Here is a 22,998-nt window from a genome sequence, read left to right as displayed (position 1 = left end):
AAGAGAAAATCCTGCCGTCGCCGGTCATCAAGCAAGAGCTGCAGGCCAAGATTGAGCGCCTGGAGGCGGAACAACACCGCAAACTGAAGAAAACCGAGAAAGACGCGCTGAAGGACGAAGTGCTGCACAGCCTGCTGCCGCGCGCGTTCAGCCGCTTCAACCAGACCTTCATGTGGATCGACACCGTCAACGATCTGATCATGGTCGATGCCGCCAGTGCCAAACGCGCCGAAGATACGCTGGCGCTGCTGCGCAAGAGCCTCGGCTCGCTGCCGGTGGTGCCGCTGACGATGGAAAGCCCGATCGAACTGACGCTGACCGAATGGGTGCGTTCCGGCGAGATGCCGGCCGGCTTCGCCATTCAGGATGAAGCGGAATTGAAAGCGATTCTGGAAGAAGGCGGCGTGATCCGCTGCAAGAAACAGAATCTGATCAGTGACGAAATCGCGGTGCATATCGAAGCCGGCAAGCTGGTGACCAAGCTGGCGGTGGATTGGCAGGAGCGCATTCAGCTGATGCTGTCGGACGACGGCTCGCTCAAGCGCCTGAAGTTCGCCGACACGCTGCGCGAGCAGAACGACGACATCGATCGCGACGACTTCGCCCAGCGCTTTGACGCAGACTTTATCCTGATGACCAGCGAGCTGGCGGCGTTGATCAAAAACACCATCGAAGCGCTCGGCGGCGAAGCCCAGCGTTAATCCCGCCTCAGAAACGGCGGAGACGCCGGTGCGGGTACGCCGCATCGAGAGCACGTACTCCACCAGTGAGATCAGGACCTGCTTGGTCGACTCGCGATTGCGCGCGTCGCAGCTGACCACCGGCACGTCCGAGGAGATCGCGAGCGCGTCACGAACGTCCTGGGCGTTGTGGTACTGCTGCCCGTCGAACTGGTTGATCGCGATCAGGTAGGGCAGCTTGCGGTGCTCGAAGAAGTCGATCGCCGCGAAGCAGTCTGCCAACCTGCGCGTGTCCACCATGACCACCGCGCCGATCGCGCCCCGCACCAGCTCGTCCCACATGAACCAGAACCGGGTCTGGCCAGGCGTGCCGAACAGGTACAGGATCAGGTCGCGATCGATGGAGATACGGCCGAAGTCCATGGCCACCGTGGTGGTCTTGTTGGGAACCGAGCGCGTGTCGTCCACGCCGACGCCGGCCGAAGTCATAATCGCTTCAGTGGTCAGCGGCGTGATCTCCGAAACGGACCCAACCAGCGTCGTCTTACCGACGCCGAAGCCGCCGGCGATGACAATCTTCGCCGATGTCACCCGACCGCCAGGCTGTTGCCCCGGGCGGTGTGACATGTCAGAGCCTCCGAAGTCCACTGAGTACCCTCTCCAGCAGTTCAGTGCCTACCGCGTCGTTACTCTCAAACGACGTCGGCTCGTATACCGCGACCAGGCCGTCTGCCGCCATGTCCGCGATGAGGACACGGGCGACACCGAGCGGCAGCCGCATCCGTGCCGCGATCTCCGCGAGCGACTGCACCTTGCCGTCGCAGAGGGACGCGATGTGTTGGTGTTCCCGCCCGTGGCCGCCGCGACCCGAGGTACCGGCAGATCGACCGCGTACGGTCGTCTCCACCAGCGCCTCGATCGCGATCTCCAATCGCGGCCGGGTGCGGCCACGGGTCACGGCGTACGGCCGTACCAATGCGCCGGTCGGTTCTTCTCTGTCGGGCATCGTCGCCGTTCACCCCCTTCCCCAGTGCCGTCCCCGGACCCTCCGGGACGGTTGTGCCTCAGCCCAGCACGCCTGCGGCGCTGCGCGGGGCCGGCGTGAGCGCGTCGCCCACCCGGTCCACGAGAAGCGCCATCTCGTACCCGACCTGGCCGACGTCGCAGCTCCGCGAAGCGAGCACCGCGAACGACGAGCCATCCGAGATGGACATCAGGAAAAGGAACCCGTTGTCCATCTCCACGACAGTCTGCAACACCGCGCCACCCTCGAAACAGCGGGCTGCGCCTTGCGTGAGGCTCACCAGACCGGACGAGATGGCAGCCAGCTGGTCGGCGCGGTCCCGGGGAAGATCCCGGGAGGCGGCGAGCAGTAGGCCGTCCGCGGACACCGCGACCGCATGGGCGACGCCCGGCACCCGGTCCGCGAAGTTGGCCAACAGCCAACCAAGATCCTGCGTAGTGGTCATGCCTCCTGCTCCTTGCCAGACTGGCTTCCGGCCTCGGTGGAGCCCGGAATCACATCATCGTCCTTGTGCTGAGTGCGGCCTCGCTGCACCCCGCGGTGATAGGCGGAGAGCAGTCCGCGGACGCCCTCCGGCGTACGGCGCTGCACGGTGGTAGCGCCCTTCTCCACACCGCCGGGGACCAGCTGTGCCATCGGGGTGCGCTTGGGCAGCCCAGCGGCCGTCGATTCCGAGGGTGGGGTGCTGTTGGCGATCGCGCTGGCAGCCGCCCAGCCGTCGTCCGCGGCCGTCTGCCAGCTCGGCCGGTAGGGCGCCGGCACCTCGTATCCGGCGGCCTCGCGGCCAGACTGCGTACTCCCCATGCTCACGTCCCTGCTCGGCAGGTCGGAAGCTCCCGCCGCTGTGCTGCTGACCTTCGGTGCACCGTTGCTCCCGTGCCCGTTGCGGTCAACGGCAGGGAACTGTGCGGTGATCGTAGTGTCTTGGGGGACGTTCGCGGGAGGGGCAGTTTTCTCGTCCTGAGCTGGCGTATCGACTGCCGTACGCCGCGTGCTGAACCAGGCCGACTCCAACTCCCGGAAGATCGGCAGCTCCATGGTCTCGTCCGCGAACGGGACCCGGGTGTCGACGACCGGGTACTCGGCCGGAACGCGCGGCATCTCAGTCGTCATGTCCGGCATGACCGGGCTCTCGTCACGGCTCACCGGCGGCCAGGTCGGCGGCGCGGCGGACGCGGGAACGTCCACCGGAGCCGCTGAGACGGGCGCTGCCGAGACCGGGACCGCGGAGACCGGGACGGCCGAGATCGGCATACCAGGGCTCGCGTACGGGCTGCTCGGCGCCTGCGGCGTCGGCACCGCCGGCCCGGCCCAGCTCTGCTGGTTCCAGGACGGGTTGGCGCGCTCCTCCACGGGCGACGACGGCTGCCGCGGGATCTGCGGCTGGTTGAACGCCTCCGGGCGCTCGGCCTCGGTCGGAACCCGCCGCTGCGGCAGCGCCTCGCCGAAGCTGGCGCGGGACGCGTCGGAGCCGTTGACACCGGTCAGGTCCGACCACGCCGGCATACCGGCCCGCGAGGGCGGCGTGCTGGCGGGGAACTCCGGAGCCGGCGGTGCCGGCGGGGCGTCGAAGAGCCGCCCACCGCTGCCGCCGCCGTTGACGGGACGGCCCGCACCGGCCGGGGCACCCATGCCGGAGCCCGACTCCAGCGCCAGCGGCGCGAAGGAGGACGAGCGCTGCGCGGGAGCCGCCGGAGCCTGCTGACGCATGTTCGGAGCCGGGGCGAACCCGGGCAGCTCACGCGGTGCCGCGGGGGCGGCGCGGCCGCCGGCCAGAGCACGTGGCACCAGGACCGCGGTCGGCAGGGTGACGTCGGCGATGATTCCCCGGTCGGCCGAGAGCCGCAGCTCCGTCTTGACCCCGTGGCGTGCGGCGAGCCGCGCGACCACGACCAGGCCCATCATCCGGGAGACCGCCACGTCCACCTGGGGCGGACTGGCCAGCTTCTCGTTGATCTCGTTGAGCATGTCCGGCGAGATGCCGATGCCGTGGTCCTCGACGTACAGCACGGCGCGGTCGCCGACCCGGCGCGCCTCGACCATGACGGTCGAGTCCGGCGGGGAGAACGCGGTCGCGTTGTCGAAGAGCTCGGCGATGAGGTGCACGAGGTCGTTGACCGCGTGCGCGGCGACCTCGATGTCACGGTCGATGACCCCGAACTCGATCCGGGTGTAGTGCTCGACCTCGGACTGGGCGGCACGGAGCACGTCCAGCAGGGCCGCGGGCTCGCGCTGCACACGGGTGGAGTCGGCGCCGGCGAGCACCAGGAGGTTCTCGTCGTTCCGGCGCATTCGGGTGGCCAGGTGGTCCAGCTGGAAGAGCTCGGCCAGCCGGTCCGGGTCCTCCTCACCGCGCTCCAGGCGGTCCAGGTGACCGATGAGCCGGTCGACCAGGATCTGCGAGCGGCGGGCGAGGTTGACGAACATCGTCGCGACGGACGACCGCAGTGCGGCCTGCTCGGCAGCGGTGCGGACCGCCTCCAGGTGGACCGCGTTGAACGCCTCGGTCACCTGCCCGAACTCGTCCTTGCTGCGCACCGGCAGCGGCTCGGCGATCTGGTTGGCCACCTGCACCGGCGACAGCTGTGAGGACAGCGCCGGGTCGCGCAGTCGGGCCACCGCCTGCGGCAGGCCGTACTGGGCGATGCTGAGCGCGCCGTGGCGCAGTTCACGCAGCGACCGCGCCATCGAGCGGGCCACGAGCCAGGCGAAGAGGATCGCCAGCAGCAGCATGCCCAGCAGCAGACCGGTCTGCACGAGCACCTGCTGCGTGACCTCGTCACGCAGGTCGCTCGCGGTGACCTCGACGTCGGAGTCGAGCTTCGCCTCGACCTTGCGGAGCACGCCGCCGTGGTCGCGCATGCTCTGGTCCCACTCGGCCGCGGAGAAGTTCAGCGAGCTGAGCGACTCGCCCAGCAGTGCCTCGATGTCGGCCTGGAACTTCGACGACTTGCGCAGCGTCGGGCCGGTCACCTGGCTGTTGAACAGGTCCATGTCCGCGTCGCTGGCGACCGATTCGAAGGCGTCGCGCGCCTGTTCCTGGCCCGTCAGCGTGGCGATGAAGTCCTTGCGCAGACCGGTGTTCAGGCCGCCGAGCGCGTACGCCCGGTGCACGATCACGCGTTCCTGGGAGAGGAACTCCTTGTATGTGGCGATCGCGCTGGCCGCGCGCAGGCCGTCACCGAGTTCGCCACCACCGGCGATCTGGGCGGCCTTGTCGCGGATCTGCAGCAGGTAATCGACGATCACCTGGTAGCGCATCGCCGCGTCGGACTGCTTGATCTTGCGATCTTTCACCTGTTCGCGCACCGAGGGCAGGCTCGAAAGACCCGCGTCGATCTGCACGAGCAGGTCCCGGAGGCTGTCGTCGACGTCGACCAGCGCGCCGCGCTGCTGCGAGTACGGCTTCTTGGCCTCGTCGACCAGCTTGCCGGCGTTCTCGTAGGACGCCGGCGGGGTGTTGGTCGTGCCGAGCAGCATGACCGCTGCCGCACGCTCGTTCTGGAGGTCGTCGACGAGTGCGCCTGACTCCTTCACCAACACGGAGAGGATCCGTGTGCGGTCGGCGCCGGTCGCTGTGTCGAGGTTGTCCAACAAGCCGTTGGTACCAACGACGATCGTGGCCAAGGTCGGAACGATCATGATCAGGCCCAGCTTGGACCAGATCGGCATGTCCCGGAGCCGGCTCACTGGCCGTCGGAGACGCGAAAGGACCGCGTTGTTCTGCGTTCCTGGCCGCTTGCTCACGTCACCGCCCTCCTGTCGGTACCACCATCGAGATCCGCGAAAGTGCGGATGGCGCGGGGGTCGCGCCGGGCACCGTACACAGTCCATCCCGGCGAGCTTGGGACGGACCCCCGAGATTCCATCACGCCCGGTGAAAAGAGGAAAGCCCAGGCTGCCTGGAATCCGACACCGAATGGGATGCTCATGCAGGCCACCCGCACAGTTCAGCCCGCAGTTTCCTTGGAGTCACGCACGGTGAGTGTCCAAAGCGCCCGAGTTATCCTTCTTGCCGGCCCTTCCGGATCGGGCAAGTCGTACGTAGCGCGCCAGACCGGACTTCCGGTCCTGTGCCTTGATGATTTTTACAAGGAAGGGGCCGACCCGACACTCCCCCGAGTGAATGAGATGGTCGACTGGGAGTCCCCTTTTTCCTGGGACCTGGACGCGGCTATGACTGCCGTCACACAATTGGCCGAGACGGGCCACACCCAGGTGCCCGTGTACGACATCGGCCTCAGTGCCCGGATCGGCGCCCGGCCGTTCGAGCTGGGGGGCGCGCCCCTGTTCATCGCCGAGGGCATCTTCGCCGCGGAGATGGTCGGCGCGTGCATGCGGGCGGGCGTGCTCGCCGACGCCCTGGCCCTGCACCGCCCGCGCACCGTCACCTTCGCCCGCCGCCTGGTCCGTGACCTGGCCGAGAACCGCAAACCGCCGCTGGTGCTGGTGCGGCGGGGCGTGCGCCTGTGGCGGGAGGACGCCGCGGTCCTGGGCCGGCAGTGCGAGCTGGGCTGCCGGCCCACCACCGCCGCGGCGCTGCACCGCCGCGCGCGGCTGCTGGTCACAGCAGCTTCGCGTAAGCCGGTTTGATCACCTCGTTGATGATCGTCAGGCGCTCGTCGAACGGGATGAACGCGCTCTTCATGGCGTTGATGGTGAACCACTGCAGCTCCGCCCAGCCCCAGCCGAACGCCTCCACCAGCAGCGCCATCTCCCGCGACATCGAGGTGCCGCTCATCAGCCGGTTGTCGGTGTTGACCGTCACCCGGAAGCGCAGGTCGCGCAGCAGCCCGATGGGGTGCTCGGCGATCGAGGCGGCTGCCCCGGTCTGCACGTTCGACGACGGGCACAGCTCCAGCGGCACCCGCTTGTCCCGCACGTACCCGGCCAGCCGGCCCAGCTTGCCGGTGCCCGGCTCGATGTCGTCGACGATGCGCACGCCGTGACCCAGCCGGTCCGCGCCGCACCACTGCAGCGCCTGCCAGATAGAGGGCAGCCCGAACGCCTCGCCCGCGTGGATGGTGAAGTGGAAGTTCTCCCGCTGGAGGTACTCGAACGCGTCCAGGTGCCGGGTGGGCGGGTAGCCGGCCTCCGCCCCTGCGATGTCGAAGCCGACCACGCCCGCGTCCCGGTATGCCGTGGACAGCTCGGCGATCTCCATCGAGCGGGCGGCGTGCCGCATCGCGGTGAGCAGGGTGCCGATCCGGATCGGAGCGCCCGCCGCGGCCGCCTGCTCGCTGCCCTCGGCGAATCCCGCCAGCACCGCCTCCACCACCTCAGGCAGCGTCAGCCCGGCGGTGAGGTGCTGCTCGGGCGCGTACCGCACCTCGGCGTACACCACGCCGTCGGCGGCCAGGTCCAGCGCGCACTCGCGGGCCACCCGGCGCAGCGCCGGGGCGGTCTGCATGACCGCCACCGTGTGCGAGAACGTCTCCAGGTAGCGCTCCAGCGAGCCGCTGTCGGCCGCGGAGACGAACCACTCGCCCAGCTCGGCCGGATCGGTGGCGGGCAGCTCGTGCCCGATCTCGGCGGCCAGCTCGACGATGGTGGCCGGGCGCAGGCCGCCGTCGAGGTGGTCGTGCAGCAGGGCCTTGGGCGCCTTCACGATCTCGTCATAGGTCGGAGTCACATGCACCAAGATATTCCGTGTGCTCACCGCCGAGATGACTGACGCGCTGCGCTGCCCCGTCTGCGCCGCCCCCCTCTCCCGCACCGCCACCACCCTGCGCTGCCCCCGCAATCACAGCTTCGACCTGAACAAGCACGGCTACGTCACCCTCGGCACCGGCCGCAAGCTCCCCGAAGGCGACACCCCCACCATGGTCGCCGCCCGCACCGCCTTCCTGTCCACCGCCGCCTACCTCCCCCTGGCCACCGCCCTCACCCACCTAGTTGATCATGAACTTATGGCACGGCTCGGCGGTGTGTCGGCGCCACAACTTCATGATCACCCGCTGGAGACCGAGGATCAGCCGGGCGGGGTCGCCGGAACGGGCGGGCAGGAGCAGACCGGTGGGCGACCGCTGGTGGTGGACCTGGGGGCGGGGACGGGGTACTACCTGACCGCCGTGCTGGACGGCTCGCCGGGGGCGGAAGGGCTCGCGTTCGACGTGAGCAAGGCGGCGCTGCGACGGGCCGCGAAGGCACACCCGCGGGCCGGGGCGGTGCTGGCCGACACCTGGGGCACCCTGCCGCTCGCCGACGGCAGCGTCGACGTGCTGCTCAACGTGTTCGCCCCGCGCAACGGCGCACAGATGCGCCGGGTCCTGAAGCCCGGCGGCCTGCTGGTCGTGGTCACCCCGACCGAACGGCACCTCGCGGAGCTGCGCGAGCAGCTCGGCCTGCTGAGCGTCGATCCGTCCAAAGCCGAGCGGCTCGCCCTCGAACTGCGCGACTTCGCGCTCGTGGAGGAGCGGCTGCTGGAGTGGCCGCTGGACCTGACCGCCGCCGAGGCGGACGACCTGATCGCCATGGGGCCCAACGCCTTCCACGACCGGGCCCGCGCCACGGGCCCGGTCGCCTGCACAGCATCCGTCCGAATCGGCCGCTACCGGCCAAACTGAGCGAGTAGACCACTCAACCTGCGGGCCGTCCAGAGCCCGAGGATCGCCCAACCTGCCGGCCACGCTGAGCGCGTAGACCGGCCGACCTGCCTGCCACCGTGCGTCCGAAGACCGCCCGACCCGCCGGCCACAACGCGCCCAAGATCGCTCGACTTGCCAGGCACCTGGGCGAATGCGCGTTCAAGATACGCACAGGCACCCGGCAAGTCGGATGATCTTGAGCGGTCAGACCGAGAGGTCGACCTCTTCCCAGCCGCCGGGCGGGTCGTGGAACTCGCCGAGGAACACCGACGACCACTCCAGCGCCCAGCGGCGCTGGCCGATCGCGTTGGCGTTCAGCTCACCGGGCACCGGCAGCCCCTGGCGCTCCAGCTCCTGGAACGACCAGTCGAGGCAGTAGTGCAGGTCGAGCGCGGCCGCGACGACCGTGGGGTCGCGCGGCGCGGCCAGGATGCGGGCCTGCCAGGCGGTGAAGGTCTCGCCCCCGTGCAGGTCGGGCAGCGACTCCATCAGCCGCGGCGGCGTCAGCAGCGGGTCGAGGGTCTTGATGACGCCGAGCACCCAGCAGATCCCGGCGAGCGCGTCCAGGTGCAGCACGAACGACTGCCGGTCGCCGAGCTCGTCGACGATCCAGGCCCACTCCGGCTCGGTCACGTCCGGGATGAGGGCGTTGGCGTCGAGCCACTTCTCGGCTTCCGCAGGCGGCATACCGAAGACGCGCTCAAGCGCCACGTGCAGGATCGCCGCGCGGGCCTCCAGCTCGCCCGTGGGGCGCAGCTCGACGGTGTCCCCCGGTTCCCATACCAGCGGGTAGCTGTCCGGGGGCAGCGGCACGCCCAGCCGGGTCAGCTCCTGGAAGCTGGCGGCACGCACGGCGAGGGGGTCCGGTGCGGGCAGTGCCACGTGATCAGCCGATCCGATCGATGATCAGCGGGCGTACGGGCGCCGGCCCGTCCCCGACGACGACGGCCGACGCGGCGTCGACCCGGGCCACCGGCAACCGCGACGGGTCGTCGGTACGCAGCTCGTACAGCACGTCACCGGCGGTCACCCGGTCACCGGGGCGCTTGTGCAGCACCACGCCCGCGGCCGCGCTGACCGGGTCCTCCTTGCGGGCCCGGCCCGCCCCGAGCCGCCAGGCGGCCAGGCCGAGGCCGAGCGCGTCGACCGACGCCACGGTCCCCGAGCGCTCCGCCCGGACCTGCTCGATCTCGTTGGCGACCGGAAGCGGCGCGTCGGGGTCGCCGCCCTGGGCACGGATCATCGCCCGCCAGGAGTCCATCGCCCGGCCGTCGTGCAGCGCGTCGGCCGGATCGACGTCGGACAGCCCGGCGGCGGACAGCATCTCGCGCGCCAGCGCCAGGGTCAGCTCGACCACGTCGGCGGGGCCGCCACCGGCGAGCACGTCCAGCGACTCCTGCACCTCCACGGCGTTGCCGATGGTCAGGCCGAGCGGGGTGTTCATGTCGGTGAGCAGGGCGACCGTGTCGACGCCATGCGCCCGGCCCAGCTCGACCATGGTGCGGGCAAGCTCGCGGGCGTCCTCCACCGACTTCATGAAGGCGCCGGTGCCGACCTTCACGTCGAGCACCAGCGCGCCGGTGCCCTCGGCGATCTTCTTGCTCATGATGGAGCTGGCGATCAGCGGGATCGACTCGACGGTCCCGGTGACGTCGCGCAGGGCGTACAGCTTGCGGTCGGCCGGGGCGAGACCGGTGCCGGCCTGGCAGATCACCGCGCCGACGTCGCGCAGCTGGGAGATGAACTCCTCGTTGCTCAGCGCGGCCCGCCAGCCGGGGATGGACTCCAGCTTGTCCAGCGTCCCGCCGGTGTGCCCGAGCCCGCGGCCGGACAGCTGCGGCACGGCCGCGCCGCAGGCCGCCACGAGCGGGGTCAACGGCAGCGTGATCTTGTCACCGACGCCGCCGGTGGAGTGCTTGTCCACGGTCGGCCGGGAGACCCTGGACAGGTCCAGCCGCTCCCCGGAGGCGATCATCGCGGCGGTCCACCGGGCGATCTCCCGGTCGGTCATGCCGCGCAGCAGGATCGCCATGGCCAGCGCCGACATCTGCTCGTCGGCGACATGACCCCGGGTGTACGCGTCGACGACCCAGTCGATCTGCTCGTCGCCGAGCTCCCCACCGTCCCGCTTGGCCCGGATGACGTCGACAGCCGCAAAGCTCATGCCTTCTCCTCGCTTCGCTCGTCGGCGGCATCGCCGAGCCCGCTGATTCGCCCGCCAAGCTCGCTCATGAACCATTACCTCCGTTGACAGCTTCCAGTTCGGCCAGGCCGAACCCGTGCGGGAGCAGTTCCGCCATGGTCAGCGGGCCGCCCTCGGCGTCGATCAGCATGCGCGGGCCGCCCTGCTCCCAGAGCAGTTGGCGGCAGCGCCCGCAGGGCAGCAGCGGGTCGCCGTCGCCGTTCACGCATGCCATCGCGACCAGCTTGCCGCCTCCGGTGGCGTGCAGCTGCGACACCATGCCGCACTCGGCGCACAGCACCACGCCGTACGCGGCGTTCTCGACGTTGCAGCCCACGACCACCCGGCCGTCGTCGACCAGGCCCGCGGCGCCCACCGGGAACTTCGAGTAGGGCGCGTACGCCCGGTGCATGACCTCCACCGCGGCGAGCCGCAGCTTCTCCCAGTCGACGTCCATGACCGTTCCTTTCACTCGCCCGAAACGCGTGGCGCCCGAGCGGGCGCCACGCAAGATCGGACCATCCAGCCTAGCCGTCAGCCCTTGACGTACGGCTTGCCGTCGGCGGCGGGCGCGCGGACGCGTCCCACCAGACCGGCCACCGCGAAGATCGTCGCGAGGTACGGCAGCATGCTCAGGAACTGGCTCGGGATGGGGCTGCTGATGCTGTTCAGGAAGCCGGTCAGCGCCCCGAAGAAGCCGAAGAACAGCGACGCGAAGAACGCGCCGACCGGGTGCCACCGCCCGAAGATCATGGCCGCCAGCGCGATGAAGCCCGCGCCGCTGACCATGTACTTGCTGAACCCGGTGGTGGACAGCATCGAGAAGTACGCCCCGCCGAACCCGGCCACCAGGCCCGCGAGCAGCACGTTCGCGTACCGCAGCCCGAGCACCCGGATGCCGACGGTGTCCGCCGCGGCCGGGTGCTCGCCGACGGCACGCGTACGCAGGCCCCAGCGGGTCCGGAACAGCGCGATCGTGATCACGACGACCGCGATCAGCGAGCCGTAGCTGAAGATGTTGCCGTTGAACAGCGCCGGACCGAGGATCGGGATCTCGGACAGCACCGGGATCGGCCAGCTCGGCACCTTGCCCGGGAAGTTGTACGCGTCCGTGTCCGGCCGCATCACCTGCTCGTAGAAGAACGCGGTGAGGCCGCCGGCGAACACGTTCAGCACGATGCCGACGACGACCTGGTCCACCAGGTACTTGATGGCGAACACGGCCAGGATCGCCGACAGCAGCGCACCGCCGACCGCGGCGGCCACCAGGCCCAGCCAGAAGTTGCCGGTGAGCGTGCCGAACAGCGCGCCGAAGAACGCGCCGGTGAGCAGCTGCCCCTCGATCGCCACGTTGACCACACCGCTGCGCTCGCACAGCACGCCGCCGAGCGAGCCGAAGATCAGCGGGATGGCGGCGGTGAAGGTCGCCGCGGCGATGAAGCCCAGCGGCATGGTGTGCGACACCGGCGACACCGACATCTGCCAGCACAGCGCCGAGATGATGAAGCCCATCAGGGCGACGCCGGTCAGCACGCCGAAGTATCGGCCGGTGACCAGCATCGCGACCCCGGCCGCGAGCGCGACCAGCCCGAAGAAGATCGCGCCGAACGTGCCCGGGATGTCGAACCCGGCCCCGTCCACGGTCTCGCCGAGCGCGAAGCGCGCGTTCTCGGAGCCGGCCAGCGCGCCGAACACGATCGTGGCCAGCAGGCCCAGGGCGATCATGACCGCGCCGGTCTTGCGGGTGCGGGTCCAGTAGGCCTCCGGCACCGCCAGCTCGACGTTCATCGTGGAGGTAGTCACGCTCACCCCTTCGCCAATCCGGCCTGCGCGGCCGCAGCCGGCGACCTGCGCAGCCTGTAGATCGCCTTCACCAGCGCCGGGGCGGCGACGAAGAGCACGATCAGTGCCTGGATGACGCCGACCAGCTCGACGGACACGCCGGAGAAGGTCTGCATCGCGTTGCCGCCGGCCTGCAGCGCGCCGAACAGCAGGCCCGCGCCGACCACGCCCCACGGCCGGACCCGGCCGAGCAGCGCGACCAGGATGCCGTTGAAGCCGATCTGGCCGAGCATGTCGACGGTCAGCGCGGGGGCGGTGCCCAGCGCGACGCTGGTGCCGCCGAGACCGGCCAGCGCACCCGCCAGCGCCATGGTCAGCGCGATGGTGGTGCCGACCTTGATGCCCGCGGTGGCGGCGGCGTGCGGGTTGTGCCCGACCGCGCGCAGCTCGAAGCCGAACCGGCCGCGCTTGAGCAGCCAGGCCACCCCGGCGGCGGCCAGCACGGCCAGCACGATGCCGAGGTTGGCCCGCAGCAGCGGGTCCGGGATCAGCTGCGGCAGCTTGCCGGACTCCTGGATGGGCTTGCTGATCGCGTCCGACCGGTTCGGGTCCTTGATCCCCTGCTGCAGGATGAACCAGCCCAGGAACAGGAACGCGATGTTGTTCAGCATGATCGTCAGGATGACCTCGTGCGCGCCCGTGCGCGCCTTGAGGACGCCGACCAGGTAGCCCCACAGCCCGCCGAGCAGCGCGCCCGCGAGCACGCCGAGCGGCACCTGCACGATCGCGGGCAGCGACAACGCGAGCCCGACCGTGCCGCCGCCGATGGCGCCCATGATCGCCTGGCCCTGGCCACCGATGTTGAACAGGCCGGCCCGGAACGGCACCGCGACCGCCAGACCAGTGAAGATCAGCGGCGCGGCGTTGGTCAGCGTCTCCGAGATCGGGTAGAACACCTGCTGCCAGGTGGTCATGTTCCAGTACCAGCGGTTCACCGTGTCCGGGTTGACGACCGCGCCCTTGAACATGTCGGTGTACGCGGTGCTGACGAACGCCCACGTGTCGCCGATCGTCTTGCCCGGCTGGTAGAGCAGGTACTGCCACTGGTCGCGGACCTCGGCGTTGCCGACGACCATCAGCACGCCGCCGCAGATCAGCGCGAGCACGATCGCCAGCAGGGTGACCGTGAAGTTGTTGTCGGCCCACAGCTCCTCGCGGAACGCGCGCGCGAAGGACCGCTTGCCCTCCACCTCGGGGGCGCGGTGCTTCGGCTGCCGCTCCGCCTGGTCGTGGTGCTCCGGCTGACCGGCGGCGGGCAGCGCCGGGTCGACGTGGTACTGGTCGACGCCGGGGGTCGTCGGCAGCGCCGGGCTCTTGTCGGGCGACGCGGCGGTCGCGCCGGGCTCGGCCTCGATCGGCTCGTGCGACGTCATGAGGCTGCCTCGCCGTGCTCGCTCATACCCTCACCTTGGGTGTCCTGCTCGCCGGATGCCGGGATCCCGGGGGTGTGCGAGCTGCTACTGGGGTCGATACCGGCCATCAGCAGGCCCAGCGTCTCGCGCGGCGTGTCCGGGGAGACGACGGCCAGCACCCGCCCGCGGTACATCACCGCGACGCGGTCGGCCAGCGCCACCACCTCGTCCAGCTCGCTGGAGACGACGAGCACCGCCGCGCCGCGGTCGCGCTCGGCGACGATGCGGGAGTGGATGAACTCGATCGAGCCGACATCCACGCCGCGGGTCGGCTGCGACGCGATGAGCAGCTTCAGCGGGTGGGACATCTCCCGGGCCACGATGACCTTCTGCTGGTTGCCGCCGGACAGCGCGCCGACCGGCTGGTGCGCCGACTGGGTGCGCACGTCGAACTCGGCGATCTTCTGCTCCGCCTGGACCGCGATGGCGTCGAGGTCGAGTGCGAACCGGCCGCCGAACGGCGGCAGGTCGTACAGGTCGAGCACCAGGTTCTCGGCGACCGAGAACTCCTTGACCAGGCCGTCGACGCTGCGGTCCTCGGGCACGTAGCCGACCCCGGCGCGCAGCACCTCGCGGGTGTGCCAGGTGGTGATCGGCTTGCCGGACAGCTTCACCTCACCGGCCCGCGACGGGCGCAAGCCCATGATCGATTCGACCAGCTCGGTCTGCCCGTTGCCCTGCACGCCCGCGATGCCGAGCACCTCGCCCGCGCGTACCACCAGGTCCACGCCGTCGACCGCACGGTGCTCGCGGTCGTCCGCGACCACCAGGCCGGAGACCTCCAGCACCGCCTCGCCCGGCACCGCCGCCTCCTTCGGCACCTCCAGCACGACGCTGCGGCCGACCATCAGTTCGGCCAGCTCCGCCTCGGGGGCGCCCGGGTCGGCGGTGCCCACGGTCCTGCCGCGGCGGATCACCGTGATGCGGTCCGCGACCGCCTTGACCTCACGCAGCTTGTGCGTGATGAAGACGATCGACTTGCCGGCGGCCTTCAGCCCGCGCATGACGTCGAGCAGCTCGTCGGTCTCCTGCGGGGTGAGCACCGCCGTCGGCTCGTCGAGGATCAGCAGGTCGACGTCGCGGGTGAGCGCCTTGACGATCTCGACCCGCTGCTGGATGCCGATCGGCAGATCCTCGATGATCGCATCGGGGTTCAGCGGCAGGCCGTAGCGCTGGGAGACCTCGCGCACCAGCTTGACGGCCTTGGCGTGGTCGATGAACCCGCCGCGGGCCGGCTCGGCGCCGAGCATGATGTTCTCGGCGACGGAGAAGACCGGCACGAGCATGAAGTGCTGGTGCACCATGCCGATGCCGACCTTGATGGCGTCGCCGGGTCCCTTGATGCGCACGGGCGCGCCGTCGACGAGGATCTCGCCCTCGTCCGGCTGCAGCAGGCCGTACAGCACGTTCATGAGAGTGGACTTGCCCGCGCCGTTCTCGCCGAGCAGCGCGTGGATCTCGCCCGGTTCGACGGTCAGGTGGATGTCATCGTTTGCGACGAGGTCACCGAATCGCTTGGTGATGCCGCGCAGTTCGAGTCTCAGCTCCGACCTCCGTTGGTCCGTGCACCACCGGAACCGGCCGGGCGGCGGGGGTGCCGCGACGTCACGCCTTCCGAGGGCGAGTGTGCGCTCATTATGTGGGCGGTCCGGGGGGAGCGCACTCCCCGGTCCGCACTGAGGCTTCAACCGGTCCGGCCGCCACCTCGACCACGGAATCCGTGGCGGGGACAGCGGCCGGTTGAGGAAAGCGAGGCCGCCCTCTCCGGTGATGATCTCACCGGAGAGGGCGACCGGGTGTCACTTCGGCTGGGCCGGGGACTCAACCACGATCTTGCCGGAGATGATGTCCTGCTTCAGCGCCTCGACCTCGGCCTTGAGGGCCGGGTCGATCTTGCTGTCGAAGTCGTGGTACGGGGCCAGCGAGACGCCGTTGTTGGCCAGCGTGCCCATGAAGCCGCCGGTCAGCAGGGTGCCCGGGGTGCCGGCGGCCTTGGTCACGGCCTCCTTCACACCGTCGGTGGAGTTCTTGACCACGGTCGTCAGCATGACGTTGCCGTACTTGGTGGTCTCGAAGCCGTCCGCGTCGACCCAGATCACGACGAACTTGCTGCCGGCGTTGGCGGCCGAGCCGAGGCCCGCGCCACCCGCGACCGGGAAGATCACGTCGGCGCCCTGAGCGGCCAGCGTGTCCGACTTCTGCTTGCCCTTGTCCTGCGAGCCGAAGTCGTCGGTGAACAGGCCGTCCTGCTTGGCCTTGTCCCAGCCGAGCACCTGGACGTTCTTGCCCTTGGCCTTGTTGTAGGCGGCCACACCGTCGGCGAAGCCGTCCATGAAGATCGTCACCGGCGGGATCTTCATGCCGCCGTAGGTGCCGACCTTGCCCGACTTCGAGTAGCCCGCGGCCAGGTAGCCGGCGAGGTACGCCGCCTGCTGGGTCTGGAACTGGATCGGGTACACGTTCGTCAGGCCGAGGTTGTCGGCGTCGACGATCGAGAACTGCACGGTCGGGTTGGCGGTCGCGGCCTTCTTGGTCGCGTCGCCCATCAGACCGCCGACAGCCTGGATGTACTTGCAACCCTTGGTGACCGAGTTGGCCAGGTTCGGGTCGTAGTCGGCCATCGCGGTCGACGCGGTGTAGCTGGGCTCGATCGCCGAGTTCGCGGCCTTGGCGGCCTGCAGGCCCGCCCAGGACGAGGCGTTGAACGAGTGGTCGTCGATGCCACCGGTGTCGGTCACCATGCACGCGCTGTACTTGGCAGCGGCGCTGGTGCCGGTGCCCGGCGTCTCCTCAGTCGGCTTGGCACAGGCGGCTGCGGCAAACGCGAGGCCCGCAGACGCGACAAGCGCGACAATCTTCATCCCACGCACAGGGCGCAAGACGGTCTCCTCTCCCATAAAGACACCGCACATGGTCTTCCATCTTGTGTACAGATGGCGGCACGGTGAACCTCGCCCAGCAACATATCCTTCATATCGCTGTCCGGACGACAATCGTGCAGGGTTGTTGAACGGTCGTTACCCCCGCGTGACCAGGACGTGTAATGGGTCACGAACGAGCCACGGAAAGCCGCCCGCACAACTGCGCAGCAGGGCGTAAAACCGGGCATTCGTGCAGGCCCATGCCTGGTTGCGACCGGGGCGTGATGTTGGCGACTCCGGCTCGCGTACCCTCGGCGCTCGTGGACGTTTTGGAAGCAGTACGCCTGATCCTGCGGTACGCGCACCTGGTCGGCTTCGCCCTGCTGCTGGGCGGCGCGCTGGTGCAGTACTACACGGGACGCATCTACATCAACGCCGTCATGCTGTGGGGCGCGACCATCCAGGTCGTCACCGGCATCGCGCTGGCCGCGCCGCTGGGCCGCGAGGTGCAGCCCGACCCGGTCAAGCTGGCGGTCAAGGGCGTCATCGCCATCATGATCTTCATCATGGTGCTGATCCCGTACCTCAAGAAGCGCGAGACGGTCAACAAGGGCCACTTCCTCGCCATCATCGGCCTGACCCTGGTCAACGCCGCCGTAGCCGTCTTCTGGCGCTGACCCGCCCTCCGTGACCCGGCTCCGGCCCGCCCACTCGGGCGGTTCCGGGGCCGGGCGCCGGTCATGATCGCCGTTTCAGGTCAGAATCCGGGGCCTGACCCGACCTTGTGACCTGAAACAGCGATCTTCGCCCACGGGCACCGCCGACCGCGGGTGCCCGCCGACCGCGGGCGCTGCGAGCAGAGTGGCCTCCGCCAGGTGCCGAGGTCAGGCGCGGGGCCGGCGGGTGCGGAGCGCGGCCTTCAACTCGCGGGCCAGGGAGTCGAAGTCCTCGGCGACGCGCTGCTCGTCCGCGGCCACCGCCAGCCACTCCCCGCCGAGCTCAGGCGCGGGCCCGTCGGCGCAGGACACCGCGACCCGATGCTCCGGCCAGGCCAGGTCGAGCCGGACCGCCGGCTCCCCGTCACGGGCCAGCACGTACTTGACCACCGGCGCGGGCACCCCGGCCAGGACCAGGCGCACCCGCACCCGGCTCTCGTGCGCTCCCCGCGCGGCCGGATCGACCAGCTGCGCCGCCTTCAGCAGCCGTCCCCAGCCGGGCTTGCCGATCCGGGCCTGGGCGTACTCGGTCAGCGCCCCGACGCTCACCGCCCCCCGGGCCACCATCACGTCGAGCAGCGCCACCGCCTCCACCACGTCGAGCCAGCGGGCCAGGTCCCAGCCGGTGCGCTGCGGCGTGGTGACCCGGATGCCGTCGACCCGCCGGGTCACGTCCTTCTCCGGCACCGGCCCCCGGTGCACGAGGATGCCCGCCATCGGCCCGAACCGGCCCGGGGTGAGGATCTCCACCGCCTCGTCCGCCCCGTAGGGGGCCCCGTACAGGCTGGCGGCGGAGCGGCCGGCGACGACCCCGTCCGCGGGCAGCAGGAAGTCGCTGACGGCGAGGCAGCGCAGCCGGTGGGTGATGGTCAGGTCGCGGTCGGCATACACCCCGCGGAACAGCGGCCGCCACGCGGAGCTGCGCAGCTGGGCGCGGGTGAGCAGACCGGACTCCAGCGCGTCGGCTCCCCGGAAGATCCGGCGGGCGAGCGCTTCGGGGCGCAGCGGCGGCTTGGGCACGGGCGTCAGCGTAAGACCCCGATTCACGCGATCTTGCGTGAGTCGCGAGGGCGACACGCCCGAAAAGGACATACCGGCAATCGATCATGCGAATTTCTCACGATCACACGGCGTGTCGACACGTTTACGGCAAGTGGCGGCACACGGGGTCGAACCGCGTGCCGCCACCGCCTGTCAGCGGGGTGGTTCCAGTCGCCAGACGCGCAGGGCCGGACCGTCGCCCGGCAGGGTCAGCCGACCCGTGCCGTCCGGTTCAAGGTCCGTAGCAGCGAAGACGCCGGCAGCCCGGGCGCCGAGAGCGAGTGAGACATCCTCACCGGCCGCGCGCGAGGCCGCCACCAGGAGTGAATTCTGCTCGAATTCCCGCAGGTAGACCATGGTATCGCTGGTCACATACAGCCAGCGCAGCCCGCCGTGGCGCAGCGCCGGTTCGGTGGCCCGCAACCCCAGCAGTTCCCGGTACGCGGCCAGCGTCTGCTCGTCGCGGTCGCCCGGCCGGTCCCACGGCATCGGGGTGCGCGCGTTCTCGCCGTTCCAGCCGGTCAGGCCGAACTCGCTGCCGGCGTACACCATCGGGGTTCCCGGCAGCGTGACCTGCATGCCCAGCGCGACCACCTGCCGCGCCGCGCAACCGGTGACGGTGCGGATGCGGGCCGAGTCGTGCGAGTCGAGGATGTTCCACGAGTGCACCAGCGACCGCCAGGACACCCGGGCCGCGAACGCCCGCATGGTGGCGTACGCCGCCGCACCGTCCCGGCTCGGCACGTCGCCCGGGGTGCCGAAGAAGTTGGCGAAGCCCGGTGCCTCGCCGCGCAGCCAGGCCCAGACCGGGCGGGTGAAGCCGAGGTAGTTCATGGCCCCGTGCCAGCCGTCGCGGTCCAGGTCGCCGGTCGCGTCGTGCATGTGCTCGCCGACCAGCATCGCCTCGGCGGGCAGGGCACGGCGGATCAGCGCGGCCACCTCATGGGTGTCGTCCTGCGCGGCGCGGCGGCCGGTCATGTTTGCCACGTCCACCCGCCAGCCGTCGAAGTACACCAGCCAGCGCCGCAGCACCTCGGTCATCCGCTGCCGCACCAGCGGGCTGGCCCAGTCGAGTTTGGGCAGGCTCTTGACCCCGCACCAGGCCTCGTAGTCACCGGTCTCCGGGTCGAAATAGAACATCTCCCGTTCCGGAGAATCCACATCGGAGACCGCGCGGGTGAACCACTCGTGGGCGTCGCCGCAGTGGTTGGAAGTGATGTCGCCGATCAGCCGCATGCCGCGCGCGTGCACGGCCTCGGCCAGCCTGGCCAGGGCCGCGTCCCCGCCCAGCAGGGGATCCACCTCTTCGAAGGTCGACGCGTCGTAGCGGTGGTTGGACCGGGCCGGGAAGACCGGCGTCAGGTACACGGTGTTGGCGCCCAGCTCCTGGATATGGTCCAGGTGCTCGGCGATGCCGTCGAGGTCGCCGCCGAAGAGCTGCTCGGCGGTGCCCGGCCCGCGCCCGATGACCTCGTCGCGGTCCCACTCGCGGGGCAGCGCCCAGTCCGGCAGGCCCAACGCCTCCAGCGGTTTCGCGTCCGCGGCGCGGGCGAAGCGGTCCGGAAAGATCTGGTACAGCACAGCATCTGCGGACCAGGCCGGGGGCGCGTCGTACGCGACCGCCCGGAAGTCGGTGTCGTCGGGCAGTTCATGCTCGACGACACCGCCCGCGGTCAGCCAATAGGTGTCACCGGCCTTGTCCCGCAGGTGGAACCGGTAGTTCGTGACCGGGTTGCGCACGGTCAGCGCCGCCCGCCACCACACGTCGGTCGCGCCGTACCCGCCGACCGCCGTCCCGGTCCGCTCCGCGTCGACCTCGGCCGCGACGAAAAACGGCTCCCCGTCGGGCGTGCTCCGCACGTGCACCGCGTCGACCTCGGCAGCCACCGGCACCCGCACCCACACGGTGACCACGTCACCGATCCCCGGTGCAACGTCCGAAATGTACAACGCCGAGCCGTCATGATGCGGCTGTTCGATGAGACGCACTGTCGCGCCATCCTTCCTTGTTCAGAGGATGTCGACGTTTCAGCCCGCAGTCCCGTCACCGGAACCCGAGGTCGCGACACTGCCGTTGCGCCCCCTCCGCGTTGATCATGAAGTTGTGGCGACGACACGCCGTCGAGCCGTGCCATAAGTTCATGATCAACGCGGAGGAGGGGGTCAGCCTTTGACCGCGCCGGCGGTCAGGCCGCTGACGATGTACTTCTGGAGCCAGAGGAAGAGGCTCACGGTGGGGACGGCCGTCAGGAGGGTGGCGGCGGCGAACATGCCGAAGTTGGCGTCCCGTTTGTCGGTGAGCATGCCGTACATGCCGACGGCCAGGGTCTTGGCTTCGGTGTCGCGGAGGAAGACGTTGGCGATGAGGAACTCGTTGATGGTGCCGATGAAGGAGAGCATCGCCGTCACCGCGAGCACCGGGCCGACCAGCGGCAGGATGATGCGGAAGAAGGTCTGCACGTGCGACGCGCCGTCCATGGTGGCCGACTCGTCGATCTCCTTGGGCACCGTGTCCAGGTAGCCCTTCATCAGGTACGTGTTCACGCCCAGTGCGCCGCCCAGGTAGAGCACGAGCAGGCCCCACGGCTTGTTGAAGCCGAACGTCGGGTACAGCTCGGTGACCTCGGTGAACACGATGAAGATGGCCACGATCGCCAGGAACTGCGGGAACATCTGGATGAGCAGGATGGACAGCAGGCCCACCCGGCGGCCCCGGAAGCGCATCCGGCTGAACGCGTACGCCGCCGCCACGCTGATCAAAAGGCCGGCGAAGGCCGAGATCAGCGCGATGACCACCGAGTTCAGGAACCACCTGGTGAACGGGTGGTCCCCGGTCAGCAGGTCGACGAAGTTCTTCAGGCTGGCGCCCTCGGGAATGAGCCCGGTGGAGCCGAGCGTGCCCAGCGGGTTGATCGCGGCGGACACCACGAACAGCACCGGGAACAGCGCGAACGCGCACACGACCAGCACCACCGCGTAGCGCCAGCCGACCTCTCTGAGCCACTTCACGAGTACACCTCCTCCTGCGCCCGGCTGCGCCAGAACGCCACCGTGGAGACCGTGGCCACGATCGCGAAGATGAACACCGAGATCGCCGCGGCGAAGCCGAAGTCGGCCACGCCGGAGTCGAAGCCCGCGACCCGGTACGTGTAGCTGATCAGCAGGTCGGTCGCGCCGACGGTGCTGTTGTCGATGGCGTACGGCCCGCCGTTGGTGACCAGCTTGATGTTGTTGAAGTTGTTGAAGTTGAAGCCGAACGACGAGATCAGCAGCGGGGTCAGCGCCACCAGCACCAGCGGCAGGGTGACCCGCCGGAAGCCGGCCCACGCCGACGCGCCGTCGATGCGGGCCGCGTCGGTCAGCTCCCGCGGCACGGCCTGCAAAGCACCCGTGATCACCAGGAACATGTACGGGAAGCCCATCCACAGGTTGATCACGATCAGCCCGAGCCGGGCCGTGGTCGGCGTGCCCAGCCAGTCGTGCACGCCGAACAGCTTGCTGATCAGGCCGAAGTCGGTGTTGAACATGTCCCGCCAGATCAGCAGCATGGCGAAACCCGGCATGGCGTACGGCAGGATCAGCATGATCCGGTAGAGCTTGGTGCCCCGCACCCGGGGCGAGTGCAGCGCCAGCGCCACGATCATGCCGAGCGCGAACGTCGTCGCGACCGCGCTGAGCGCGAAGACGAAGTTCCAGATGAGCACGTTGAGGAAGTGCCCGGAGATGGTCGGGTCGGTGAGCGCCTTGGTGAAGTTGGCGAACCCGACGTCGACCTTCCAGCCCTGGTCGAGGTGCTGCCCTTCGGCGTTGACGAAGTATCCCTCGACCTCGTCGGCGACCCACCGCCCGCCGCTGGGGCTGGTCACGCAGTCGCAGGCCGCGTCGTAGGACTTGTCGGCCTTGCCCTCGAAGGCCCGGCTCAGGCCGGTGGCCTTGACCGCGCCGCCCGTGGTCGGCACCGAGAACGCCGCGATCTCCGCGTCGCGCTCGGCCGCCTGGGCGGTCGGCACGATGGTGTACCCGGCGGCGGTCAGCACCTTGCCGGTCAGCGACACCTCGGCCCCGTCGACCGGGGTCAGGCCCTCGGCGGTGCCCGCCTGGACTGCCTTGGTCGCCGGGTCGACCAGCAGGAACACCATCTCGCCGTCGCGCTCGGCGATGGTCAGGTAGTACTCCGGGGAGCCCGGCACCTGGGTCACCGAGCTGGTCTCGATGGCCCGGATCGCCTCTTCCTTGGTGCCGCGGTGCCCGTCGCCGAAGTTGGTGAACGCGGTGACGAAGGTCAGCACGATCGGCACGATGGCGAACGCGATCAGGAAGATGGTGCCCGGCACCAGGTACTTGGCCGGGATGTGGCGCGGGGTCAGGTAGAGGTAGGCGACGAGCGCCGTGACCACGCCGACGGCGCCCAGGGCCGTCCAGGCCTCGGTCTGGATCAGCGGCGGGAGCGCGTAGATCAGCAGTGCGGCGACGATGCCCAGCACCGCGATACGCGACACGATGAAGCCGGTGGACAGCTCGCGCGTGCGGCGGACCTGCTCCGCGCCGCCGCGCCGCCCACCCCGGGAACGCTGGTCAGGGGCCTGCCCGGACGGCCCCGGGTGCGGGGAGCGCGCGCTCCCCGCACCCGTCACCTCAGTGGTCATGAGGCAG

Annotated in this window: 18 protein-coding genes and 2 pseudogenes; 4 read left to right on the top strand and 16 right to left on the bottom strand. The window is 69.9% G+C overall.

The window, feature by feature from the left end:
• Positions 1 to 8 precede the first annotated feature (8 nt).
• Positions 9 to 701, top strand: a complete 693-nt coding sequence (gene rdgC, locus AB0B35_RS39860) for a recombination-associated protein RdgC (protein ID WP_361056428.1) — start codon at positions 9 to 11, stop codon at positions 699 to 701.
• Positions 702 to 731: 30 nt separating this feature from the next.
• Here the strand turns inward: rdgC and AB0B35_RS39855 are convergent.
• From AB0B35_RS39855 to AB0B35_RS39840, 4 genes and pseudogenes are all read right to left on the bottom strand, one after another.
• A pseudogene (locus tag AB0B35_RS39855) lies at positions 732 to 1,307 on the bottom strand (ATP/GTP-binding protein); the annotation flags it as partial.
• Between the two features lies 1 nt (position 1,308).
• A complete protein-coding gene (locus tag AB0B35_RS39850) occupies positions 1,309 to 1,686 on the bottom strand; it encodes a DUF742 domain-containing protein (protein WP_120318038.1) in 378 nt (125 codons plus the stop codon).
• A gap of 58 nt (positions 1,687 to 1,744) precedes the next feature.
• Positions 1,745 to 2,149: a roadblock/LC7 domain-containing protein gene (locus tag AB0B35_RS39845; protein ID WP_120318037.1), complete on the bottom strand. Its 405-nt coding sequence runs from the start codon at positions 2,147 to 2,149 to the stop codon at positions 1,745 to 1,747.
• A complete protein-coding gene (locus AB0B35_RS39840) occupies positions 2,146 to 5,241 on the bottom strand; it encodes a nitrate- and nitrite sensing domain-containing protein (protein WP_361056426.1) in 3,096 nt (1,031 codons plus the stop codon). Before AB0B35_RS39840 ends, AB0B35_RS39845 begins: the two co-directional genes overlap by 4 nt.
• A 639-nt stretch (positions 5,242 to 5,880) precedes the next feature.
• On the opposite strand from AB0B35_RS39840, the gene AB0B35_RS39835 reads away from it, so the two are divergent.
• The gene (locus AB0B35_RS39835; RefSeq protein ID WP_361056412.1) at positions 5,881 to 6,297 is read left to right on the top strand and encodes a hypothetical protein; all 417 of its coding nucleotides are present in this window, start codon (positions 5,881 to 5,883) and stop codon (positions 6,295 to 6,297) included.
• Here AB0B35_RS39835 and AB0B35_RS39830 read toward each other — a convergent pair.
• Positions 6,269 to 7,336 (bottom strand): adenosine deaminase, encoded by a 1,068-nt coding sequence (locus AB0B35_RS39830; protein ID WP_361056409.1) that lies wholly within the window; start codon positions 7,334 to 7,336, stop codon positions 6,269 to 6,271. The genes AB0B35_RS39835 and AB0B35_RS39830 overlap by 29 nt on opposite strands.
• 34 nt (positions 7,337 to 7,370) lie before the next feature.
• On the opposite strand from AB0B35_RS39830, the gene AB0B35_RS39825 reads away from it, so the two are divergent.
• Positions 7,371 to 8,270 (top strand): putative RNA methyltransferase, encoded by a 900-nt coding sequence (locus tag AB0B35_RS39825; RefSeq protein WP_361056423.1) that lies wholly within the window; start codon positions 7,371 to 7,373, stop codon positions 8,268 to 8,270.
• A gap of 225 nt (positions 8,271 to 8,495) precedes the next feature.
• Here AB0B35_RS39825 and AB0B35_RS39820 read toward each other — a convergent pair whose 3' ends face one another.
• From AB0B35_RS39820 to AB0B35_RS39790, 7 genes and pseudogenes are all read right to left on the bottom strand, one after another.
• Positions 8,496 to 9,173 (bottom strand): DUF4272 domain-containing protein, encoded by a 678-nt coding sequence (locus AB0B35_RS39820; RefSeq protein ID WP_361056406.1) that lies wholly within the window; start codon positions 9,171 to 9,173, stop codon positions 8,496 to 8,498.
• 4 nt (positions 9,174 to 9,177) lie between these two features.
• Positions 9,178 to 10,455, bottom strand: coding sequence for a thymidine phosphorylase (locus tag AB0B35_RS39815; protein ID WP_361056403.1), 1,278 nt, complete (start codon positions 10,453 to 10,455; stop codon positions 9,178 to 9,180).
• 79 nt (positions 10,456 to 10,534) lie between these two features.
• A pseudogene (locus AB0B35_RS39810) lies at positions 10,535 to 10,930 on the bottom strand (cytidine deaminase); the annotation flags it as partial.
• A 77-nt stretch (positions 10,931 to 11,007) separates the two neighbouring features.
• On the bottom strand, positions 11,008 to 12,261 hold the full coding sequence (locus tag AB0B35_RS39805; RefSeq protein ID WP_361056420.1) for an ABC transporter permease: 1,254 nt from the start codon (positions 12,259 to 12,261) through the stop codon (positions 11,008 to 11,010).
• A 17-nt stretch (positions 12,262 to 12,278) separates the two neighbouring features.
• Positions 12,279 to 13,688 (bottom strand): ABC transporter permease, encoded by a 1,410-nt coding sequence (locus AB0B35_RS39800; RefSeq protein WP_361056400.1) that lies wholly within the window; start codon positions 13,686 to 13,688, stop codon positions 12,279 to 12,281.
• Entirely contained in the window at positions 13,685 to 15,211 is a 1,527-nt protein-coding gene (locus tag AB0B35_RS39795; RefSeq protein ID WP_361056418.1) for an ABC transporter ATP-binding protein, read from the bottom strand. The genes AB0B35_RS39800 and AB0B35_RS39795 overlap by 4 nt, the downstream gene beginning before the upstream one ends.
• A 315-nt stretch (positions 15,212 to 15,526) precedes the next feature.
• Positions 15,527 to 16,588, bottom strand: a complete 1,062-nt coding sequence (locus AB0B35_RS39790; RefSeq protein WP_360538497.1) for a BMP family ABC transporter substrate-binding protein — start codon at positions 16,586 to 16,588, stop codon at positions 15,527 to 15,529.
• A gap of 329 nt (positions 16,589 to 16,917) precedes the next feature.
• Between AB0B35_RS39790 and AB0B35_RS39785 the strand changes: the two genes are divergently transcribed.
• Positions 16,918 to 17,265 (top strand): hypothetical protein, encoded by a 348-nt coding sequence (locus AB0B35_RS39785; protein WP_203698231.1) that lies wholly within the window; start codon positions 16,918 to 16,920, stop codon positions 17,263 to 17,265.
• Between the two features lie 207 nt (positions 17,266 to 17,472).
• Here AB0B35_RS39785 and AB0B35_RS39780 read toward each other — a convergent pair whose 3' ends face one another.
• The 4 genes from AB0B35_RS39780 to AB0B35_RS39765 form a co-directional block, all read right to left on the bottom strand.
• The gene (locus tag AB0B35_RS39780; protein WP_361056397.1) at positions 17,473 to 18,324 is read right to left on the bottom strand and encodes a hypothetical protein; all 852 of its coding nucleotides are present in this window, start codon (positions 18,322 to 18,324) and stop codon (positions 17,473 to 17,475) included.
• A 174-nt stretch (positions 18,325 to 18,498) separates the two neighbouring features.
• Entirely contained in the window at positions 18,499 to 20,259 is a 1,761-nt protein-coding gene (locus AB0B35_RS39775; RefSeq protein WP_361056394.1) for a glycoside hydrolase family 13 protein, read from the bottom strand.
• 249 nt (positions 20,260 to 20,508) lie between these two features.
• Complete coding sequence (locus AB0B35_RS39770) at positions 20,509 to 21,354, bottom strand: sugar ABC transporter permease (protein WP_361056391.1); 846 nt, start codon at positions 21,352 to 21,354, stop codon at positions 20,509 to 20,511.
• A complete protein-coding gene (locus AB0B35_RS39765) occupies positions 21,351 to 22,991 on the bottom strand; it encodes an ABC transporter permease subunit (protein WP_360538505.1) in 1,641 nt (546 codons plus the stop codon). The genes AB0B35_RS39770 and AB0B35_RS39765 overlap by 4 nt, the downstream gene beginning before the upstream one ends.
• Positions 22,992 to 22,998: the final 7 nt, after the last annotated feature.

Origin of the sequence: Catellatospora sp. NPDC049133 (assembly GCF_040648455.1) — a bacterium.
GTDB lineage: Bacteria > Actinomycetota > Actinomycetes > Mycobacteriales > Micromonosporaceae > Catellatospora > Catellatospora aurea.
Note: the sequence above shows the minus strand (reverse complement) of the source record. Positions and strands in the feature narration are given on the sequence as shown.

Coding starts and splice junctions, on each gene's coding strand:
- AB0B35_RS39805 (WP_361056420.1), bottom strand. CDS start 12,261: ATGAACGTCGAGCTGGCGGTGCCGGAGGCCTACTGGACCCGCACCCGC.
- AB0B35_RS39825 (WP_361056423.1), top strand. CDS start 7,371: ATGACTGACGCGCTGCGCTGCCCCGTCTGCGCCGCCCCCCTCTCCCGC.
- AB0B35_RS39765 (WP_360538505.1), bottom strand. CDS start 22,991: ATGACCACTGAGGTGACGGGTGCGGGGAGCGCGCGCTCCCCGCACCCG.
- AB0B35_RS39815 (WP_361056403.1), bottom strand. CDS start 10,455: ATGAGCTTTGCGGCTGTCGACGTCATCCGGGCCAAGCGGGACGGTGGG.
- AB0B35_RS39845 (WP_120318037.1), bottom strand. CDS start 2,149: ATGACCACTACGCAGGATCTTGGTTGGCTGTTGGCCAACTTCGCGGAC.
- AB0B35_RS39835 (WP_361056412.1), top strand. CDS start 5,881: ATGACTGCCGTCACACAATTGGCCGAGACGGGCCACACCCAGGTGCCC.
- AB0B35_RS39790 (WP_360538497.1), bottom strand. CDS start 16,588: ATGAAGATTGTCGCGCTTGTCGCGTCTGCGGGCCTCGCGTTTGCCGCA.
- AB0B35_RS39850 (WP_120318038.1), bottom strand. CDS start 1,686: ATGCCCGACAGAGAAGAACCGACCGGCGCATTGGTACGGCCGTACGCC.
- AB0B35_RS39800 (WP_361056400.1), bottom strand. CDS start 13,688: ATGACGTCGCACGAGCCGATCGAGGCCGAGCCCGGCGCGACCGCCGCG.